A 21,969-nucleotide genomic window follows, 5' to 3' on the forward strand; every position below is an offset into this window, starting at 1 on the left:
AATGCTGACACTTCCTAACGCTAGTTCTCGATCGCAAATCTTAAATTTTCAGTCTAAATTTAATTGTGTCACCAACATAGCAAAGACAGATAGTAAGTGTCGAAACCCAGGAAATTTAAACAGCGAAAATTATGAGCGATGGAATTGTGCGTCTGATCGGTTTAACTGGGGGCATCGCCACCGGTAAAACCGCTATATCTAATTATCTGAGAGATGCCTGGGGATTTCCGATTTTAGATGCCGATATTTACGCCCGCGAAGCTGTGAACCCAGGTTCGCCAATACTGGACTCTATTGTAGAGCGATACGGCGCCCTTATTTTGCTCCCCGACGGCAATTTAAATCGGCGCGAGTTGGGAAATATTATTTTTTGTAACGCAGCCGAGCGGGAGTGGTTGGAACAACAGATTCACCCTTATGTCCGCCGCCGATTTGTTGAGGAAACTCAAAGCTGCATTGCTGCATTGACTCCGGTATCGCAAGGCACACATCACTTAAGTACAAAAACTCAAGAAACCGGGTTTGTTCACCGCGATCGCGAGCTAGAACGAAGTATTGTTAAAAAAAACTCCGGTTTCTGCGCCCCGACTGACACGTTGACTTTGGTTTTGGTAGTGCCGCTGCTGTTTGAAGCTAACATGACTGATTTGTGTACCGAAATTTGGGTGGTGTACTGTTCGCCGGAAGTGCAGTTAGAACGACTAATGCAGCGAGACGGCTTGAGTTACGAGCGAGCTAATGCCCGCATTAACGCCCAGTTACCGCTAGCTCAAAAGTGTCAACAAGCTGATGTTGTTTTGGACAACTCGTCAACCCTCGACTCGGTGTTCTTACAGGTAGATGCGCAAGTCAGTCGATGTGAGATTTGAGTTTTGAGATGTAAGATTGACTCCACGATTTTGTGAACGGGCTTTTTTTTTCAGAACCGCTTTCGACTCGTCCTTCGGAGCGGCGCGCCAGCCATCTTGACACAAAGCAAGAGAGACAGAAAAAGAAAAAAGGTTCACAATTCATTTGAAAATATCATAACAACCATTTATGAAGTTAATCTGAAGTATTAGACATTCCTTTATTTCAGGAATATCGTGCACAAAAATATTTATATGTAGGGTGCTGATGACGCACCTCTGTAATCTGCTATTTTGTCTTTAATTCGAGGGTTGCTTCCTAAGATCAATAAATTATGAAATTAATCTGAAGACTATTAAAAAATTATAGTTTGCGGTTTTCGTTTCCTTATTTGCAGAGTGTTTCAAGTGGCTTCCAGGGTGTATACCATTTGAGATTTGAAATTTTAAAATTGGAAATGATTTATAACTACCAGGTTTTGGATCACCGGCATAGAGAGGCCTTCTTTTTTTTTAGATGGTATTAAATTGTGCTGGTTGGCCGCAAGTAGCAGACAGCTCGAACTTGCGAGCAAACAAGCGAGCTAGATAAGGGCTTTCACCTGCTTTCAACGAAAAATAAAAAAAAGTGCAGGTGCCGTCAATTACTAATTGATGGTTTCGCTGCCATTAATTTTTTTTTATCCTGATAGCCGAGTACAGACTGCGTATCAAGAAGGGGAAAATACAAATACCAAAATTTATTATGATCGGCGTTTACTCTTCCATCCTGATGTCAAGCCTGTTACTGAGCAGCACCGCAGTTAGCGCTCAAAGCTTAGAAACTCGATCGACCTTTTTTGCTCAAGACAACTTTGCTCCAGACATTTTAACCGCTCTCGCCGACACTCAGACTTTTTACGCAGATAACGATAAAGATACGCCGCCAGAACGAGGAAGCGGGAGATAAAGGCGAAAAAAGCGATAATTGTCTGTTGGGAATTAGGTAATTACGGGGAGAATCGAAAATTGGGATAAGAAGAGAAAAATTGAAGATTTCCATCCATTAATTCAGGACTTAGGTACTGCGTACCAAAAAACCTATTTTTTAGCGGTATTTGAGGACTCAAAACATAATTTTTGGCTATTCCGGTTTTTTGGCCAAGCGTACTCAAGATATCAGATGCCACAAACAGGCGCGAAATGTTGCACTCAAAAAATAAAGGTAAAGCGCGAGTAGGAATCTTGCGCTTTACCTTTATTTTTTAAACTTTTGAAACTTTAATCTTCTTCCGCAGCTTCGCCACCAACCACGACATCGCGAATCCGCAAACTCGGGCCGCCGCAGCCTACCGGCAAACCGCTTTGTCCTGCCTTGCCGCAGCCGCCGGATTCATCCCAGTAGAAATCGTCGCCGATCGCCTCAATATCGGCTAAAGTGCTGAAAACATTACCCGAAAGAGTAACATCCCGCACCGGATTGTCGAGTTTGCCGTCGCGGATCATCCAAGCTTCGCCGGCACTGAAAGTAAACATTTCGCCGTTAGTCATGCCGCCTTGCCAATTGCGCGCATAAACTCCTTCTTTGATACCAGAAAATAAGTCAGCAACCGGTGTATCACCCCGTTCGATCCAAGTATTCGTCATGCGGACGATCGGCGGATAATGATAATTCAAACAGCGAGCATTGCCAGTAGGCGTTTCTCCCAATTTCCCCGCAGTTTCCCGCGAGTGCAGCCGCCCGACTAAAGCGCCGTCTTTAATTAACTGAGTAGTAGTCGCGGGAGTACCTTCGTCGTCGTAGAAATAGCTGCCCCGGTGTCCCTCTGGCGCTGCACCGTCGAAAATTTGCAAGTTTTCTGGGCCGAACTGGCGGCCGAGGGTCATAATTTCCAAAATGTCGGGATTTTCGTAGGCCATGTCGGCTTCGGAAAGGTGCCCGAAGGCTTCGTGGACAAATAATCCGGTCAGAATCGGGTCGATGACGACGGTGTAGGTGTTGCCTTGGACGGGGGGTAAGGCTAGGGAATCAACCGCTCTCTGGGCGGCGCTGCGAACTTGAACATCGAGATCGGTTAAGTCTTCGTAGGCTTTGCGCGAACCGGTGGTTTCGCGGCCTGTTTGTACGGTTTCCCCGCTGCGGGCCGTGGCGGCAAAGCGCATTTCCATGTCTGCCCAACCTTGTTCGAGCATGGTGCCTTCGGAGGTGGCGAGGATGATGCGCTGGGTGCTGTCGCCGTAGCGCACGGAGATGGTGGCGATACGGGGGTCAATGCTGCGCAGAATCGCCGCGTAGCGATCGCACAATTGCTTTTTGTCAATTAGGGGAACCAGACGGGGGTCTGTTCCTGTCAGCGGCAGCAAGCAAATATCTTGTACTGGGGTAACTGGTGCCAGAACCGTTTCTTCTTCGCCGATCAGTTTAGCCGCGGCGATGGCTTCTTCGATTCTTTCGGCGAGGGTGGAAAGTCGGTTAAAACTGGCAAAGCCCCAGCCGCCTTTGTGACAAGCTCGGACTTGGCCGCCAATTGAGACTCCTTCGCTGAGGGTTTCAATTTTTTCGCCTCGCAGCAAGATGTCGGTGCCTTCGGCTTCTTCGAGTCGAATTGCCAGATAATCCACTTGGTTGCGGTAGCGTGCCATTAAGTCTGACAGCAGATTTTTCGAGTCGGCGATCGAGGTGGGCATAAGGAAAGCACGGTGTTTAACTGACTTCATTTTGCACTTTTGTCAGGGCGATCGTGCAAAATATCGCCCCAAGCGCGGAGATTGCGACTTATTGGTACGGTTCTGCCAATGTCGTTAGTTGACAAATGTGGATATCCTGTGGGTTAGGAGGAAGGCGCAAGAAACTATGCGGGATTTTTCGCTCGTGCTGGTGCTTGAGTCTTAACTCCTGAACTTTCCTATACATAAATACTTCACCCTTCATGCCTCCGAAGGTGGGTTTATAACTGTGAATACTTACTTTTTACCGACAATAAGCGAAATTTTAGCCTCCGAAGGCCAAGAAAATGACCTCAGTCTCTTTGATGCTAAGTTGGCGGGAGAAAACAACCGCCATCGGTGTCCTGCCAGCCGTGGGGCTTCTCGGCTGAAAGCTCAACAGGAATGGTACGGGGCGATCGCAGCTTTGAATCAAATGCTCGACCGGCAAAAACCCGGACAAAAAACAGATGCCGATCGAGCAAATTGTCGGTCGACAATCCCCAATTCCTGTCAGGGATTGGTGTTGTCGGGCCCGTCTTCGGTTTTGACTGACCCTGAGAGGGCCAACGGCTTTGCCAATTGGATTTTTACCAGTATTCCCGACAACGATGCTGCTTTGTGGTCTTTTCGTGCTAGACAAACTTTAGCTCTACTGCCGGCGGCTGATGAGCAAATATCTGTGCCTGCGGCTGCCCCGGCTTTGGCTTTGGCGATCGGCGATCCTTTGGCGCACGAGCAGTTTTGTTTGGTTTTAACTGCTAGTTTTAGCCTGGTGATGGTTTTGGGTGAAAATTCTGCGGGAATTCCGGCTTTTCTATTTTCTTTCGACCCGCAAGTAGTCGCCAAAGCTTGGGAAGTTTTGCGGCGCAGGGTGACTGAAAGCGACAGTTTGCTTGCCAATTCTGATGGCAGCTTCAATTTACCAGTTAGCCAAGTAACTAATAATTCTACTAAATTAGACGCGCTGTTCGAGCAGTTTTTGCCGATGGCTCCAAATTATCAAACAGTGATGCAGTTCAGCCGCTTGCTGTTGCATAATTTGCCGGTTGGAAAAGAGGAAGCAGGCCGGGTAAAGGATGAAAGAATTGATGATGGTTTGAGTCCGAGGCGTCAAAAGTTATCGGCTACAGATATCAACTGCAAATCTCCAATTCCTCTGGCTAGTAAAGAGGTGGAATTGCTACAGGCGATCGCCCACGAAGTCCGCACTCCTTTGGCTACTATTCGCACGCTGACTCGATTGCTGCTGAAACGTCCTAAACTTGAGCCAGTGGTGGTCAAGCGTTTGGAAATGATTGATGCTGAGTGCACCGCTCAGATCGATCGCTTCGGTTTAATTTTCCGCGCCGTGGAATTGGAAATGTCGCAAGCCAAAAATTCGGGCGTGCAGCTAACAGCAATGTCCCTGGGTGAAGTGCTGCAAAATAGCATTCCCCGCTGGCAAAAACAGGCGGCTGTGCGCAACCACACTTTGGAAGTTATTGTGCCGAAAAAGTTGCCGGCGGTAGTCAGCGATCCGACGATGTTGGATCAGGTTTTAACTAATTTAATTGAGAATTTTACTCGAACTTTGCCATCGGGGAGTCGCATTCAGGTGGAGGTGACATTGGCGGGCGATCAGTTAAAGTTGCAGTTGGAATCGGAACACCTACCTGAAGGTAATGGCGCATCGACTTTCGCGGCTAAGGCGAATGCTCCTTTGCGATCGATCGGGCCTTTGTTGATGGTGCAGCCGGAGACGGGAAGTTTGAGTTTAAATTTGAGCGTGACTAAGAATTTATTTCGGGCTGCTGGTGGGAAGTTGGTAATTCGCCAGCGGCCTGAAAAGGGTGAGGTGATGACGGTATTTTTGCCGCTGCAATAGTGATTAGTCATTAGTCATTATATCAATCAATTCCGGTTGCACGAGCGACATGATAGGTCGGACACGGCAGTGCCATTGGACTACAATTAATCGGGTAGTCCAAGAGCACTGCCGTGTCCTGACTGTAAGTAACAGTAATTCCGATGCTACCTGATTTGATATCATTGGTTAGTTGTTAGTTGTGATTGGTTATCTGTGATTGGATAAATCAGTGTAGGAGCGGGTTTTACCAACCATTTATGTCTAAAACCAATAATATAATAAACCCGCCTCAGCCCAACGACAAACCCGCCCCATACATTTTTTGAATGTGCTCGAACATCAGGTTAATTTTGGTTATTGGTTGGGTGAGGGCGGGTTTATATAGATTGTTTTTGAGCATCAAATATGGTTCGTAAAACTCGCCCCTACCGTCCAAAAAATGGTTAACAAATAACAAATAACAAATAATATTCAATCAATTAAAATTTCAATGACAAACTCGGTTCCTTCTCCCAGTGCAGAAATACAACTTAATTTTCCGCCGTGTTTTTCTTCTACAATTTGACGCGCGATCGCCAGTCCCAACCCAGTTCCTTTGCCCACGTCTTTAGTGGTAAATAGATGGTCGAAGATACGATTTTTTACCTCTTCCGACATTCCATTGCCGTTATCGGCGATGGCAATTTTTACCTGTTCACCTTCTACTTTTGTCCGAATAGTGATTTGATTGGGATGGGCTTCAATTTCTGCAAAATTCTTTCCTTGATTGGATTCTTCTAAGGCATCGATCGCATTGGCCAGCAGATTCATAAATACCTGGTTTAATTGTCCCAAATAACATTTTACTTTGGGAATCTTGCCGTACTCTTTAATGATTTGAATTTCAGGATGCTTTTCGTTCGCTTTCAGGCGATGGCGTAAAATCATCAAAGTGCTATTGAGTCCTTCGTGGATATTAGCCTCAACTTTATGGGCCGTATCGGCGCGAGAGAAAGTGCGGAGGGAGGTGCTGATGTTTTTGATGCGATCGCACCCTATTTTCATAGAGGTCAACATCTTGGGTAAATCTTCTACTAGATAATCTAAATCTATTTCCTCTGCTTTCTCAATCAATTCTGCTCCCGGTTGAGGAAACTTTTCTTGATAGAGGTGCAAATAATCAATTAAATCTTGGACTCCAGCATTAGCTTCATTAAGGTTCCCGGCAATAAAACCAACGGGGTTGTTGATTTCATGGGCGACCCCTGCAACTAGATTACCTAATGCTGACATCTTTTCACTTTGGATCATTTGCATCTGAGCTTGCTGAAGTTCATTCAAAGTCTGCTGTACTTGGTGATAGAGGCGGGCATTCTCTAGAGCGATCGCCGCTTGACTAGAGAGAAAATTCAGCACTAGGAGGCGCTCGGGACTAAACACCCCACTGGTTATCCGATTTTCTAGATACAAAATGCCGACCAAATTCCCCTGATTTAGAATTGGCAAAACCAGCAAACTCTCGGGTTGGTGGTACTCTAAATAATCGTCAATTACAGGCATATCTGTTTTGAGTCGATCGATGACAACTGCTGCTAGGGTGTTTTTAACATACTGGATTAATTTAACGGGAACGGTGGGATTGTTCTCTAGGGGTTCCGTTTGCAGGCTAATGTGTTCCAAGGTAGCGATCGCACGCACTTGCCATTGTTGATCTTGGCAGAGCATCAGTGCACAGCGATCGGCTCCAGAGTTTTGTAGCATGGTTTGGGTCACAATTTGCAGCAACTCATCCAGGTCGATCGTGCGGGAGATGACTTGGGAGATTTGCAGCAGGGTCGAAAAATCTAGAGCATGGTTGATGGAGGTGTTGGAGGTACTCTGGTGGGTGCTCGAATGAATGGAGTAAGTAGGATTGCTGAGCGTGGATACAGTTTCTAAAATAGTGAGGGGTTGGGCGGACTCTTGTAAGATAGGGCGCAGCAGATCGGGATAATGTTTTTCTAAATCATCTGTTTTGGCTTTGGCTTCCCAGCGGGCGTAGCAGTAGTAAGCTTGCTGCATATAAACCTGAGCGACTTTTTCTTTGCCCCAGTCGAGGTAGAATTTGGCGGCGAGTTCGTTGGCTAAGGCTTCTTCGTTGAGGAATTGGTTTTCTTTAGCGAGTTGAATGGCGCGATCGTAATAGTCGATCGCTTCTAGTTTTTGCCCCTGTACCCGATAGCGTTCTGCTTCTACCAAAAGAAACTTAAGTTGGTAATTCATTGGGGCATAGTGCCCCCATTTCTTCAGCTTTTTCTGATTCGCGTTAATGCACTTGAGAATTTGCTGGCGTTGTGAAGAGGTTGCAGTCGCGTAAATTGCCAGTTGTGCCAGAGAATCGTAAAAGAAGTGCAGCACCGTTGGGAGCGAGGAAACACAGTTTTCAAAGTAGGGTTTAGCAGCGTTTGACTTCTCAATTGCTGCGTCATACTGCCCGAACAAATAATGAAGATGCTGCTGGCAAACGTAACTAAAAAATAACCCTGTACGATCGCTCGCAGCCACCTGTGCGGGAATATCTTCAGCCACCCGATAGCTTTCGCCGGACAAGCAACTCGGATCGCTAGAATTACCCAGAAGATTTAAGGTCGCTTGATGGTATATCTGGATGTAAAGAGAGCCGTTTTTTTGGTTGAAAGGAGCGATCGCCGTTATGAAAGAACGAATTGCTGCTTCTGCTTCCGTTAAGTTCTCCCCTGTCCAGTAGCGATTGTAAGAATGAACCAAAGCTGCCCAAGCAGCATATTCTACATCTCCCGTTTCTAAACCGCTCTGGTAAGCTGTTAACAGCGCTGGCATTGTATCTGCGATGCGATCGCGCCAATGGCTAATAAATGTATAAGTCATAAATAGCACTTTCGCTTTCAAATCCGTCGCGTTAAAACGCTCTAGTAATTGCAGAGAAAGTTGTCCAAACTGATAGCCTCCTTCGATATCCATGAGTATGCCGCAGAGGATCAGTCCATACCAAGCATAGCCAAAAGCTGATAGGGCGGTATTGCCGTGCCGTACAGACAAGTTAACCCGCTCAAATACCAGTAGCGGCATCAACTTCGGAGCACAAAGATAGGCAGCAGAAGCAGCACTAGAAAGAATTCGCATCGCTGCCAATTTGTTAGCATCTGTCATCTTTGGCAGATTCACAAGCTGTTCCGGTTTCTTGTTACCGAGAATCAACTTTGTTTTGGCTAAACCCAGCAATACTTGAGGCTGAGTCGGGTTTTTGGGAAGCCGAATCCCAAACTGCCCGAGCACATCAATTGCTGTGTAAACGCCATCCTGGGGCTGGCCTTGGGCAAGGTAAGCGAGGATTTGAATCTCGTAAGCGCTAACTTTGTCGATCAGTTGGTTTGCTTGTTGCAAAATCGCAGTAATTAGCTGTTCCATCTGTTCAAATTGGCTGCACAAATACGCTGCTTCGGCTGCCAAATTGTGCAGCGCCAGCGTCAGAGTATATTGTTCCTGCCAGCTATCGGCTGGTAAGCTGCTAATACCTGTATTGACAAATATCAATGCCGCGTCAAAGGCTGCGGCAGCTTTTGCAGTTTTCCCAGCCTGCAAGTTGAGCGAGGCTAATTCATAACGTGCTGTTCGTTCGCAAATCAGCCCGCGGGCAAAGTTGAAATGACCGACAATATCAAAAATTCTTTCCTGACGTTGAGTTTGACTACTTTTTTGCAGTAACAGTTGCCCTATTTTCAGGTGAGTGGCTTGTTTTCGATCTTCTGGAATTAGAGAATAAGCCGCTTGTTGAATGCGATCGTGTAGAAATTTGTAGTTAGGTAATTGATTGGCGGTAGTTGGCAATAGGTCGGTTTTTTCCCGAGGTTCTTTTCCTTGATAAAACTTGTAAATTTCACTGGTTGGTAAGATGAATCCTTCTTGCAATGATTTCCACAAATCCGCCGCAGTTTCTTCTGGCGACTTCTCGCTGACTACCGCCAATGTATTCAAATCAAACTGCGCTCCAATGCACGCAGCCAACTTCAGCACATCCTGAGTTTCTGGCGGCAACTTCTGCAATTGCACCGCCATAAACTCCACCACATCATCGCTGATAGTTAGGGCTTTGACTTTGGCAATATCGCACTGCCACCCCCCTGTTACCCCCCTCTGTCCCCCCTTAGTAAGGGGGGATGAAAGGGGGGTGGAGTTAAATGCAATCAGCCCATCTTCCTGTAGCGATTTGAGAAATTGCGTGGCAAAAAATGGATTGCCTTTGGTTTTTTGATAAACTAAGTCGGTTAACGGCTGAGCCAAAGGGCGATCGCACGAGAGCGTATCTGCTATCAAATCGTTAATATCGGCTTGACTCAGAGGTTCCAAGGTAATAGTATTTACCGTTACTTGGGATTTTTCCATTTCTGCTACTGCCAACATAAATGGATGAGCCGGAGATACTTCGTTATCCCGATATGCCCCAATTACCAGCAAATTCTGACTATCTTTTTCGCTCATCAACACTTGCAAAAGCTTCAGGGATGCTGAATCTGACCACTGCAAATCATCCAAAAAAATCACTAAGGGATGTTCTTTTGTAGCAAACACAGAGATGAATTTTTGGAACACTAAATTGAAGCGGTTTTCGGCGGCACTTCCCAAAAGTTCAGAGACAGGCTGTTGTTGGCCAATAATTCGTTCCAGTTCGGGAATTACTTCTACAATAACTTGACCGTTGTCGGCAACAGCCTCCTGAATTTTTATTTGCCATTGCTGTAGCTGAGTGTCGCTTTCTGAGAGTAATTGCTCCATCAATTCTCGGAAGGCTTGCACAAAAGCACTAAAGGGAATGTTGCGTTTAAATTGGTCGTATTTGCCTTTGATGAAATAACCGCGTTGGCGAACTATGGGTTTGTGAACTTCGTTGACTACAACGGTTTTACCAATGCCGGAAAATCCTGCAACTAGCATCATTTCCCTGCGGGATAAATTCGATTCCCCCCAGCCGTTCTTAGTAAGAGGTGAGTCTTCTTTTCCCTCGTTTCTCTCGTTTCCAGGCTGTTCTGGAAAACGAAATTTAGAGGGGTTTGCTACTCGATCGAATGCTGCTAATAATTGGGCAACTTCGGTTTCTCGGCCGTAGAGTTTCTCTGGTATGATGAACCGATCGCACACATCGCGCCGCCCAATGGCAAAATTCTCAATTTTACCTGTCTCATTGAGTTGCTGCAAACAAGTTTCTAAATCGGCTTTGGGCCCTAATGCACTCTGATAACGATTTTCAGCATTTTTAGCCATCAATTTGCTGACAATCTCCGAGAGCACAAGGGGAATTTTGGGATTAATTTCACGTACAGAGGGCGGTTGCTTGGCAATATGACAGTGGAGCAATTCCATCGGATCGCTGGATTGAAATGGCAATTTTCCTGTCAGCAATTCATAAAAAGTTACACCTAATGAATAAAAGTCTGTGCGGTAGTCAAGCCCGCGATTCATTCTTCCTGTTTGTTCGGGAGATAAATAGCTGAGTGTTCCTTCGAGCACGTTGGGACTCATCAGGGTTTGAGTTTCCCTTGGCAGCAAAGATGCAATACTAAAATCAATGAGTTTGACTTGTTTAGTCTCTGGATTAATTAGAATATTGGCGGGTTTAATATCTTTGTGAATAATGCGCTGGCGGCAAAGTATATCTAATGTATTGCAGAGGTCGATCGCTATTGGGAAAAATTCAACGAGAGACGGAACAGTTTTCCCTTTCCCCGTCCATTCCTTCAGGGAAATTCCCCCAAAGTCTTCCACGATCAACGCATAGCCATTCTGGTACGTTTCCAGGCTGTAGGTTTGAATAATTCCAGGCAAGTTGAGGTTTTTGGCGATCGTGTATTGATTGCGAAAATTCAAGAGTTCGCTGAAGCTGGGATACTCGTTCCGCAAGACTTTGATGGCGACCGGTTTTTGGTCGCAGAGGCGAATTCCGCGATAAACTAGGGTACGAGTGCCTGAATAAATTCGATCGACAATTTGATAACCAGCTAGTTCTATCATAGCAATAATTATTTTTTTAGTACAATATTTGGTCTTACAAGTATAATCTAGTGCCAATCAGATTTCACTCTGGTATCAATACTAAAAAATACAACTAATTTCCCAGGCCGCGAACAGCTAACCGTTAACAGTTAACCGAATTCAGTTAACCGTTAACAGTTAACCAAATTCAGTTAACCGAATTAATTCTGGCTTTCAAGGCATCTCGCGCTTGTTCTCGATCGTCAAAATGGACTTTTTCGGTGCCCAAAATCTGATAATCTTCGTGTCCCTTTCCTGCAATCAGCACGCCATCTCCCGGTTTAGCCTCCATAATAGCAGTGCGAATTGCAGCGGCTCGATCGCACATCACCATCGGCTTTACTGCGGCGGGAATTCCGGCTAAAATATCCTCCAAAATGCGATCGGGATTTTCCGTGCGCGGATTGTCGGAAGTAACAACCGTTAAATCGGCTAATTCTGCAACAATTTTACCCATGATCGGCCGCTTAGTGCGATCGCGATCGCCACCGCAGCCAAACACGCAAATCATCTGACCCGGAATAAACGGCCGCGACGCCTTCAACAAGTTCTCCAAACTGTCGGGAGTGTGCGCGTAATCCACAATAACGCTAATATCTTGGTCGGGACTAATTTGCACCCGTTCCATCCGTCCCGGAACTCCCGAAAACTGAGATAATTTCTCCACAATTGCGGACAAATCTAAACCCAATTCTAAAACAGCACCGACAGCAGCCAACATATTTGATAAATTGAACTGACCGACTAAAGGCAAAACAAAAGCCGTTTCGCCCTTCGGAGTATGCAGCATTCCCTTAACTCCATTGGGCTGATACTCCAAATCAAAAGCATACAAATCTGCGGTTTTCAGAACAGTGCTGTAACTCCAAACCTTGTCAGATTTCAGGGTTTCAACTATCCGCTGCCCGTAGGGGTCATCAATATTAATTACAGCGCGTTTTTTGAGGTAATCCTGCCCAAACAAAAGCGATTTTGCCTCAAAATAATCTTCCATATCACGGTGATAATCGAGATGATCTTGAGTCAAATTTGTAAAGACAGCAACTTCAAAACTACACCCTAAAACTCGCTGCTGCGCTAAAGCGTGCGAACTGACTTCCATCACGCCATGTTTGCATCCGGCTGCTACAGCTTCTGCTAATTGCTTTTGCAGGTCAACTGCAAAAGGTGTGGTGTAAAGTGCAGTTTGTTGGAAGCCCGGCCAGCGAGTGTAAAGCGTGCCAAAAATCGCCGTCGGCAACTGCATTTCATTGAGCAAAAATTCGATTAAATGAGTTGTTGTAGTTTTGCCGTTAGTCCCGGTAACGCCGACAAGTTTTAATTTGCTAGCTGGATTGCCGTAAAAAGCAGTTGCTATTTGACCGCAAACTTGAGCCATATCCGCTGCTGCGATGACGCAGGGAACCTCTTCTAGCCCCTTGCTAAGGGGGGAAGGAACCTCTTCTAGCCCCCCCTTAGCAAGGGGGGGTTGGGGGGGTGTCTTCTCGGCTGCTTGGGTGGAAATTATGGCGGCAACTGCACCAGATTCGATCGCACTTTGCCAAAAATCTCCCCCATCTACCCGAGTTCCCGGCATTCCCAAAAATAAATCTCCCGCCTGACAAGCGTGGGAATTAGTGGATAAACCCTTGACTTCGGCATCGAGGGCAGGATGTTTGGCGTCAAAGGAAATGCTGGGAACTGCTGCTAATAATTCTCTCAATTTCATCTGAAAAACTCCTTACTTGGATGTCTTGAATATGACTTGCGCAACACATTTTTTGAGCCGCTATCTACAGGCTTTTGCTGTGCGCACCATACAGGTTTACAGTAAAGTGCGTACCGCGAACCCCGAGGCCCGGATTAAGACGTGAGTTTTTGCGTAAATCGTATTATTGTGACGGATCGATTTGCAAATATTTCTGTAACATTTGCTCCAATTGGGCGACACTACAGCGGGGAGAAGGACGGGGTAACAGTTCTTCAGCGGAGAATCCAGCCTCGCCAACAGAATTTTTTGGCTGGGGCTGCACTTTAAACAAAACTGGAACTTCGTACTGATAAGCTTCAAACCAATCGTTGCGTTCAGTAATATCTCTGACTTCGAGTTGAAACTTGAGGCTTTCAATCTGTTCGAGTTTTTCTTGCAACCCTTCGCACAAGTGGCAGCCGGGTTTGCTGTACAAAATTAATCGCATCATAAGACTACAATTAGACTTGATATTAAATTCTCGAACGTGCGATCGCAAGTTGGCGAACCCAACGCGAGTAAGACGCAACTCACGGCTTTATTGGTCGCAATGCGCGATCGAAGTTATCTTAGCATTGGCTGCGAACAGATTACCGCGCTTGACAATCAAAACACTCCAACCCCATCCCTCTCTTTCTTCTCTTCCTCTGTGCCCTCTGCGCCTCTGCGGTGAAAAAATAAATCTAGTTCACAAATCAAAGACTTAAATTTATTCACAACACCTAATTGTAAACTTCATCTTGACTAATAAATCAATCTTTAGTATAGTATATAAATAGCCCTACAGAAAGGAGGCAGTATGGACTGCACCGAATACGCAGAAGCCAAGCGAAAAGCAGCTAAAAAAATTAGCGCCGACATTCGAGAACGCTGGAACAATCGCATCGTCACGCGAGGATTGCACTTGATGGGTGAAGCGGGGGCCGTGCAGTATTTAGCTGATTACGGGCGCGGAATTGGTACGGCAAAAGTTATTGGTTTTGCACTGTGCGCGGAGTCGGAAGGATATCAGGAAATGGCTTTTGGCTTTTGGAAAAGAGCTTTTGAATTGGAAACAGGAGAAAAGCCGATCGCCCTCAATACTCCAAACAATTCTACCGCCGATTTCGCTCCTGCTAAACAATCAACTCCCGCCCCAAAAATAGAAACTGCCAACAATCCCATTGTTCCCGAATTGCCACCGCACTTGCAACCGGGAAGAATTGTGACGATGCAGCCAGTTGACGCACCGAGCGATCGTTCTTATTATATCGAAAATCCCGATTATTGGGGACAGCCAAAGCGCGACGGCAATCGAGTAGTTGTCATCGCGACGCCAGATAAAGTATACTACCAATCGCGATCGACTAACCTGCGACAGCAAGCATCAATTGAGATCGATCGCACATTAATCGACACAGCCGCTAAAATTGGCACCTTTGTTTTAGACGGCGAACTGTATTACAAAAGCTGTACCGGCAGCGAACACCGCACGGGGGCGCAAGCTGCTACAGTTAATATTGAAAGCGGTTTTCCGACAATCCAGCCCAGCGCAATTTATGCCATTTTTAAAAGTTTGTTTTTCAAAGGCAATGATTTAACTACCGTGGCCGAATCCGAACGAATTGCAGCGGGAGTTGAAGTTGGCGAAATGGTGGCGAATTTATCCCCAGCATTTGAAATTGTACCGACATTTCGCACCGCAGCCGAAAAACTCTTGCTGGCAAATCAGCAGGAATATGAAAATAGAGAAGGCGAAGTTTGGCTATTGCACAACTGCCGCTATGTGGGCGGCAAAGATGTTAAGAAATATCCGATGGTGAGGACTAAATACTGTCTAGAATTAGACCTTTTTATTGTCGGATTGACAAATACAAAAGTTGCGGGGCGGCCGTTTAGCGCCATCAAAGTAGCGCAAGAAATCGATGGCAAATTAGTGCCAGTAGGAACAGTGGGAACGGGTTTTAGCGCCGGAGAAATGCAGGAAATTGCCCGACTCTACGAGGCTAACCCCAAAAGTGTCAAAATTAAAGTGCGATCGCAGGGTTTGACGGAAAGTGGCAAATTATGGCACGCACGATTTCTGGAGTTTTGTTAAATCAGTAGGGAAACGGCAGCGCCGTTTCCTTCCCCGAATATCTGAGTTCCAACACATAGTATCAGATAAAATCAGCGGAGTAAAAATCAATGGTTATCAGCAAAAACACTTTCTACATTTCTCCAGAAGACTACCTAGAGGGCGAGCGAGTAAGCCCAATCAAACATGAGTACAGACGCGGACACGTTTATGCAATGACAGGGGCAAAAAAGCCCCATATCATTATTGCTAGTAACTTAGTAAGGCGGCTGGGAAATCATCTTGATGACACCGACTGCATCGTTTTATCATCAGATATAAAAGTCCGACTGGAAGAGGCAAATTGCTATTACTATCCTGACGTAGCTGTGACTTGCGACGAAAGAGATACCTCAACTACTGAAGATTTCATTTTCTATCCATCTTTAGTAGTTGAGGTATTGTCGCCCTCAACGGCAGCTTTTGACAGAGGCGATAAATTTGCAGATTACCAAACTTCTCCGAGTTTGCAAGAATACGTACTCATCACTCAATCTGAGATGAAAATTGAGTGTTTTCGACTCAATGCTGAGGAAAATTGGGTTTCTCAGACTTACCGACAAGGAGATGAGTTAGAGTTAATGAGTATAGATTTTCGCTGCCCGATCGCACAAGTTTATCAAAAAGTCCCAGGCATGGTATTGTGATGTATGAAACCAGATTTTTAGTAGGAAATTTTTCTCGTCTTTACTTTGACAAAAACCTTAAACCTACTTCTTAGTAAAGACTTGAGTTTTTCTGCCGAAGCTAAAGGAGGGCTGAAGTCCTCACTGCGAACCAAAAAGATAATTTACAAATAAAAAACAATGATTAAAATCTTACACCTTTCAGACATTCACATGGGAAGCGGCTTTTCTCACGGGCAGATTAATCCAGAAACTGGTTTAAATACGCGCTTGGAAGACTTCGCGGCGACGCTGAGCAAATGTATGGATAGAGCAATTTCTGAACCCGTAGATTTAGTCATATTCGGCGGCGATGCTTTCCCGGATTCTACGCCTCCACCGTTTGTAAAAGAGGCTTTTGCTCGCCAATTCAGCCGTTTGGTGGACGCGCAAATTCCGACTGTTTTGCTAGTAGGAAATCACGACCAACATTCTCAGGGACAAGGCGGCGCGAGTTTGGGGATTTATCGGACTTTGGGAATACCTAAGTTTATTGTAGGCGATCGCCTGGACACTCACCTGATTCAAACCCGCAGCGGGCCCGTACAGGTGGTAACATTGCCTTGGTTGACTCGATCGACCTTAATGACACGTTCCGAGACTGAAAGCCTGTCTATGGGCGATGTTAACCAATTATTAACCGAAAAACTGACGATCGCAATGGAAGGCGAAATCCGCCGCCTCAACCCCGACATACCAACCGTACTTTTAGCGCACTTAATGGCAGATAAAGCAAGCTTGGGTGCAGAGCGTTTTTTAGCAGTTGGAAAAGGTTTTAACATTCCCGTTTCGATGCTAACTCGCCCTTGTTTTGATTACGTTGCTCTCGGCCACGTTCACAAACACCAAAATCTCAATGCTTCCAACAATCCGCCAGTAATTTATCCCGGAAGTATCGAACGAGTTGATTTTAGCGAAGAGAAAGAAGATAAAGGTTTTGTGTTAGTTAATTTGGAACGGGGAAAAGCAGAGTGGGAATTTTGCGCTTTGCCAGTGCGGGTGTTTCAGACTATTAAAGTGAATGTTGCCGAATCGGAAAACCCGCAAGCCGAGTTAGTTAAAGCTATTGGCAAGAAAGAGATACAAGACGCGGTTGTGAGATTGATCTACCAATTGCGATCGGAACAATTAGATTTAATCGACAACGCAGAATTGCACGCACTTCTGGGCGAAGCGCACAGCTACACAATCCAGCCGGAATTAGTCAGTCAGCTAGCGAGGCCGCGGTTGCCAGAATTGAATGCTAATAATAGTATAGAACCGTTAGACGCTTTGAAAACTTATCTGGCAAGTCGCGAAGATTTGAAAGATGTTGCGGAGAGTATGTTAGAGGCGGCACAGGGTTTGTTGGGTGGTGGCGAGGAAGTTTTGGTAGAATTTTAGGTATTGTCTGTCACGTTATATGCGGATCTCTACACAGAAATATTACGTGACAGTTAGTAGGTGCTAATAGACAATCGCCTTCCACATAGTCTAGGTGAAAATGTTCAGGTTGTCGACTATTTTCATGGAAGTAGTTTAGCAATGACATACCCAGCTTATGAAAAGCAGATTTAGAACCTTCAAATACCAGATTTCTTTGGTTTAGGTGAATTTTGATTAAGTCTAATCCTTCTGGATTTTTTATCGAAGACAACTTCATGGAAATACCTTCCAGGTTTTCAGGATAAAACTTGGACTTTATTTTCTCCGCGTGAAGCTTCAAATCTTCACTGATGCTTATGCAAAGTTCTCCCAGTTCGATCAGACCTCGTGGCGAATCAGATATCTCTATTTCTGGTTCGTCCCAGTTGCCATCAAATAAGATATACACAGTTTGCCTCCCGATCTAGTAATCTATTGTTGTAATTCACGAATCAGCATTCCCAAAAATCTCCCCTACAACCAACCGAGTTCCGTTCGCAAAATCCACCCCAGACTGCACCTTTTTTCCCGCCAACTGCACCTCCCGCAACAATAATAAACCATCACCGGTTTGGACGATCGCCCCCAAGCCCTTCACAACCTTAACAACTTCCCCATTTGCGCCCGACAACTCGGCCAAAACAGGCCATTCGCGTTCCAAAACTCTCAACTCCGGCGGTAATTGCAGCCAATATTCCGGCCCGACGGGTACTGTCGCCATCACCTTCAAAGAATTGCCGCGAAAAGTCGTCGTGCAATCCGGGAAAAAGCCCCTAACTTGATTGTGAAGGGCGATCGCACTTTTCGACCAATCCAACACATAATCCGCACTCTTAATCATCGGCGCGTAAGTCGCCTCAGCATCATCTTGAACAACAGCTTCAATTTGGTCGTCCCTCAATTTCACCAAAGTTTCTATCAACAAATCCGCCCCAACTTCCGCCAACCTATCCGCCAAAGAATCAGCATTATCCAACAGCGAAATACCAGCAAAAGCCTTCAACAGCATCGCCCCACTATCCATCCCAGCATCCATCAGCATAGTAGTAATTCCTGTTGTCTTTTCCCCGTCAAAAAGACAGCGCTGAATCGGTGCTGCACCGCGATACTTCGGCAAAATTGAACCGTGAACGTTAACGCAAGCCAAACTAGGAATATCGAGTATTTCTTGAGAAAGAATTTGACCGTAAGCCACCACCACAAACACATCCGCCTCCGCTTCCCGCAATTTGGCAATTGTTTCAGCGTCTTTCTTGATTCGCTGCGGCTGCCAAACCGGGAGGCTGTGATTTAAAGCCACATCTTTTACAGGTGAAGGCATTAATTGATTGCCTCTTCCCCGGCGTTTGTCCGGCTGAGTCACCACAGCCACAACCTCAAACTCTGGGTGACTTAGCAAACTAGATAAAGTAGGAACAGCAAAATCGGGAGTGCCAAAAAAGACAATTTTCATAGATTCTTCGTTATTAGTAAGTAGTTATCTGTCATTAGTGATCAAGTAGGTAATGGCAAAAAACCATAGTATATTGTAGAGACTATTAAGCGCGTAGGAGCTATGATACAAGGTAGTTTAGGAGTGTTTTCACCCGCCGAACCCATGTAATGTTTATTGGTTAGCTCAAATAATGGTAGTTAGCTCCTAGATTATACACTTCGAGAAGAGTTCCGACTTGTGCGATCGGCAAAAAGGAGCTCAATTCATACTCAGGTGCCACCCGACTCAAACGCTCAAAAGCAATTGGTTTGATAGACGCAACAACATTTGCCTCCCTTATTCTCAAGTTAGCTATAACTGTTCTACACTAGGAATTATCATCGGATTTACCTTGCTTACTGCTAATCTCAATCTTATCATATCTCCTCGAACATGGAAAAACCATCTAATCTCCTGCTGAAACTCAGCCGCAGCTTATTTGCCGACACCGCAGAACAAGAAAAATTTATTCACGCCGTCACAAATCCCCAACCTTTTAATCCTGCCATCTTCTGGTTGCAACCAAAACCTACAGAAAACCCATTTATTCTGGAACATCCAGTTAGTTGGCAACCAGAATTTGTAGATAGACTGGCTTTAGAATCCAAGCCGGGAAAACATTCCTTACATCAAGCAGGACATTACTACTGTCTCGACTTTTCCTCAATCTTCGCCGCCTCCACCTTATTAACAATAACGCAGCCCATCAAACTAATCTTAGATATGTGCGCCGCCCCCGGAGGTAAAAGTATATTTGCCTGGAAAACATTAAACCCAGAATTGCTGTTGTGCAACGAAGTCATAGGCAAACGCATGGGAATGCTGATATCTAATTTAAGACGCTGCCAAATCCTACCGTCCGCCGCCGCTAACGTCGATTCAAAAATACTTGCCGAAAAAATACCACAAACTGCTAATTTAGTAATAGTAGATGCTCCTTGCACTGGTCAATCACTCTTAGCAAAAGGAGACAAAGCACCCGGATGCTTTCATCATGTCACCATCAACAGCAATGCCAACCGCCAAAAAAGAATCTTAGCCAATTCTGCTAAAATTGTAGCGCCGCAAGGTTATCTTGCATACATGACCTGCACTTATTCAACCGCAGAAAACGAACAAGTCAGCGAATGGCTGTTAAGCAAATTCCCCGAATTTCAGCCAGTCACTGTTCCTCATTTAGAAAAATATCGATCGCACCTGACAGAAATTCCTTGCTATCGGATGTGGCCGCAAGATAAACTAGGAGCAGGAGCTTTTACCGTTTTGTTTCAAAACACCTCGGATGGAGAGAGAAATCAGCTACCAGCCGATTTTCTAGATTTAACTCGTTTTACCAACCTCTAACTATTCGCGTCCATCGGCGTTCATCTGCGGTTAAAAAAACTTCTTTCCTGAATACAACTAAAAAATGATTTTATCAAAATTATCCCAAGCCATCAAAATGCAACTAAAACTAGCTGCTTGCATTTTACTTATTTTAACTTTGCTAATATTAAGCGGCTGTGAAAGCCCAGAAAAAAACAGCGAAAAAATTAAAATTACACTGTGGCACGGCATCAATCCTCCACCAAATCGCGACGTATTTCAAACCCTCACAGACAAATTCAACAAAACGCATCCCAACATCCATATCGAACCAGTTTACATCGGCCAGCCAGACCAACAACTCCCAAAAATACTAACAGCAATAGTTGGAAATGCACCGCCGGATTTGCTGTGGAATAGTGCCACAATTTCAGGAAAGCTAGCAGAACTCAACGCAATTCAACCCTTAGAAAACTGGCTTAACAAATCGCCCCGGAAAGCCGAAATCGACCCGGCACTCTTCGAGTCAATGGAACTGGGCGGACATACTTGGTCAGTTCCCCTAGGCACAAATAACACCGCCATATTTTACCGTCCCAGCTTATTTAAAGCAGCAGGAATCAAAAAAGTTCCCCAGAATTGGGCGCAATTAAAGCAAGCAGCCCGATCGCTCACCCGAGACACCAACGGAGACGGCCGCACAGACCAACACGGCATAGTCCTCCCCCTAGGCAAAGGAGAATGGACAGTATTTACCTGGCTGCCATTCATGTTCACTGCCGGTGGCGAACTCAAAGCCGCAACACCTCAAACTCCCGTACCCCAAATAGACAATCCCGGTTCTCGCGCGGCCTTAGAATTGTGGAGAGACTTGTTAAAAGAAGGTTCAGCAATACTGTCAGCACCAGAACGCGGTTACGAACTCGACAACTTCATCGCCGGTAAAGTCGCCATGCAAATCACCGGGCCGTGGACGTTAGCACAATTGCAGCAAAGCCCGATCGACTACGCAGTGATGCCGATACCCGCCCTCAAACGCCCCGCAGCTCTCGTTGGAGGTGAAAACCTATTTTTAATGAAAACCTCCCCAGAACGAGAGCGAGCAGCCCTAGAATTCTTAGAATACGTTCTAGGTGAAGAATTCCAAACAGCATGGGCATTGGGAACAGGTTACTTGCCAATTAACTTAAAATCGAGACAGAGCCAAGCTTATCAAAGCTTTGTGGAAAAAAACCCTGTTTTGCGAGTATTTTTAGAGCAAATGAACTCAGCCAGAGCGCGACCCATTATTTCAGGTTACTCCCGCCTGTCAGAAAACCTCGGTCGCGCCATAGAGGCAACCCTTCTCGGCCGCAACCCCCAAGACGCCCTTAAAGAATCTCAAGAGCGTTTGACACTAACCTTAGATATTGCAACAGCCAAAGGGAAATAGAGAATAAAAAAAAATTTGCTGTAAATTATCTGCTTTCACTGTATTGAATCAAAAGACTTGAAGCATCAATTAATTGGTTGAAAATCCAGTTAAAATCACTTCTGCCTGCACTTATAGTCAGAAACCGGATTTCTTGCCTTGGGCTTACCTGAAAGCTGAGATTTTGTGTCGCTGTTATCGGTTGCTTGGGTATTATTGACAAGGGTGCAAGATGTTAGGTTAAATCGAGTTGCGATCGCCCGACACGAAAAGACGCCGGCTGTACCTCGGTAATAAATTTTTAACAAAACCCAAAATTTACAAACCAAATGCTTAGTCATTACAGATATATTGGCAAAAAACGGCTACCCCCGAAATTTATGCGCAGATTCGATCGCACAGCAAAAAAAAACCGAACCTTCAACGGCGCCACAAAAAGTTAGCTCAAAAGGTTCTCCCCCTACCTACCACCCATGACCT

13 protein-coding genes are annotated in these 21,969 nt (G+C 45.5%); 8 read left to right on the forward strand and 5 right to left on the reverse strand.

Annotated elements, in window-relative coordinates:
* The first annotated feature begins 131 nt into the window (after positions 1-131).
* Positions 132-869 carry a dephospho-CoA kinase gene (gene coaE, locus QUA20_RS16840; RefSeq protein WP_333190064.1) on the forward strand — a complete coding sequence of 246 codons (738 nt, stop codon included), beginning with the start codon at positions 132-134 and terminating at the stop codon, positions 867-869.
* 724 nt (positions 870-1,593) lie between these two features.
* Positions 1,594-1,797, forward strand: coding sequence for a heterocyst-inhibiting protein PatX (patX, locus tag QUA20_RS16845; protein WP_445304682.1), 204 nt, complete (start codon positions 1,594-1,596; stop codon positions 1,795-1,797).
* Positions 1,798-2,108: 311 nt separating this feature from the next.
* On the opposite strand, the gene QUA20_RS16850 is transcribed toward patX, so the two are convergent.
* On the reverse strand, positions 2,109-3,515 hold the full coding sequence (locus QUA20_RS16850; RefSeq protein ID WP_333190156.1) for a TldD/PmbA family protein: 1,407 nt from the start codon (positions 3,513-3,515) through the stop codon (positions 2,109-2,111).
* 268 nt (positions 3,516-3,783) lie between these two features.
* Here QUA20_RS16850 and QUA20_RS16855 point away from each other — a divergent pair, with 268 nt between their 5' ends.
* Positions 3,784-5,400 carry a HAMP domain-containing sensor histidine kinase gene (locus tag QUA20_RS16855; RefSeq protein ID WP_333190066.1) on the forward strand — a complete coding sequence of 539 codons (1,617 nt, stop codon included), beginning with the start codon at positions 3,784-3,786 and terminating at the stop codon, positions 5,398-5,400.
* 453 nt (positions 5,401-5,853) lie between these two features.
* On the opposite strand, the gene QUA20_RS16860 is transcribed toward QUA20_RS16855, so the two are convergent.
* The 3 genes from QUA20_RS16860 to QUA20_RS16870 form a co-directional block, all read right to left on the reverse strand.
* Positions 5,854-11,385 carry an AAA family ATPase gene (locus tag QUA20_RS16860; protein WP_333190067.1) on the reverse strand — a complete coding sequence of 1,844 codons (5,532 nt, stop codon included), beginning with the start codon at positions 11,383-11,385 and terminating at the stop codon, positions 5,854-5,856.
* Positions 11,386-11,554: 169 nt separating this feature from the next.
* A complete protein-coding gene (locus tag QUA20_RS16865) occupies positions 11,555-13,114 on the reverse strand; it encodes a UDP-N-acetylmuramoyl-L-alanyl-D-glutamate--2,6-diaminopimelate ligase (protein ID WP_333190069.1) in 1,560 nt (519 codons plus the stop codon).
* Between the two features lie 163 nt (positions 13,115-13,277).
* The gene (locus tag QUA20_RS16870) at positions 13,278-13,583 is read right to left on the reverse strand and encodes a glutaredoxin family protein (protein ID WP_333190158.1); all 306 of its coding nucleotides are present in this window, start codon (positions 13,581-13,583) and stop codon (positions 13,278-13,280) included.
* Positions 13,584-13,934: 351 nt separating this feature from the next.
* Between QUA20_RS16870 and QUA20_RS16875 the strand changes: the two genes are divergently transcribed.
* From QUA20_RS16875 to QUA20_RS16885, 3 genes are all read left to right on the forward strand, one after another.
* A complete protein-coding gene (locus QUA20_RS16875; RefSeq protein ID WP_333190071.1) occupies positions 13,935-15,212 on the forward strand; it encodes an ATP-dependent DNA ligase in 1,278 nt (425 codons plus the stop codon).
* An 89-nt stretch (positions 15,213-15,301) separates the two neighbouring features.
* Positions 15,302-15,877, forward strand: a complete 576-nt coding sequence (locus QUA20_RS16880; RefSeq protein ID WP_333190072.1) for a Uma2 family endonuclease — start codon at positions 15,302-15,304, stop codon at positions 15,875-15,877.
* 159 nt (positions 15,878-16,036) lie between these two features.
* Positions 16,037-17,278 carry an exonuclease SbcCD subunit D gene (locus QUA20_RS16885; RefSeq protein ID WP_333190074.1) on the forward strand — a complete coding sequence of 414 codons (1,242 nt, stop codon included), beginning with the start codon at positions 16,037-16,039 and terminating at the stop codon, positions 17,276-17,278.
* Between the two features lie 466 nt (positions 17,279-17,744).
* Here the strand turns inward: QUA20_RS16885 and fmt are convergent, their stop codons facing one another.
* On the reverse strand, positions 17,745-18,752 hold the full coding sequence (gene fmt / locus QUA20_RS16890; protein WP_333190076.1) for a methionyl-tRNA formyltransferase: 1,008 nt from the start codon (positions 18,750-18,752) through the stop codon (positions 17,745-17,747).
* A gap of 414 nt (positions 18,753-19,166) precedes the next feature.
* Here fmt and QUA20_RS16895 point away from each other — a divergent pair, with 414 nt between their 5' ends.
* Together QUA20_RS16895 and QUA20_RS16900 are read left to right on the forward strand one after the other, a co-directional pair.
* Entirely contained in the window at positions 19,167-20,117 is a 951-nt protein-coding gene (locus QUA20_RS16895; RefSeq protein WP_333190077.1) for an RsmB/NOP family class I SAM-dependent RNA methyltransferase, read from the forward strand.
* A gap of 64 nt (positions 20,118-20,181) precedes the next feature.
* The gene (locus QUA20_RS16900; RefSeq protein WP_333190079.1) at positions 20,182-21,510 is read left to right on the forward strand and encodes an ABC transporter substrate-binding protein; all 1,329 of its coding nucleotides are present in this window, start codon (positions 20,182-20,184) and stop codon (positions 21,508-21,510) included.
* Positions 21,511-21,969: the final 459 nt, after the last annotated feature.

The sequence above is a fragment of the Microcoleus sp. Pol7_A1 genome, from assembly GCF_036701085.1.
In the GTDB taxonomy this organism is placed as follows: domain Bacteria; phylum Cyanobacteriota; class Cyanobacteriia; order Cyanobacteriales; family Microcoleaceae; genus Microcoleus; species Microcoleus asticus.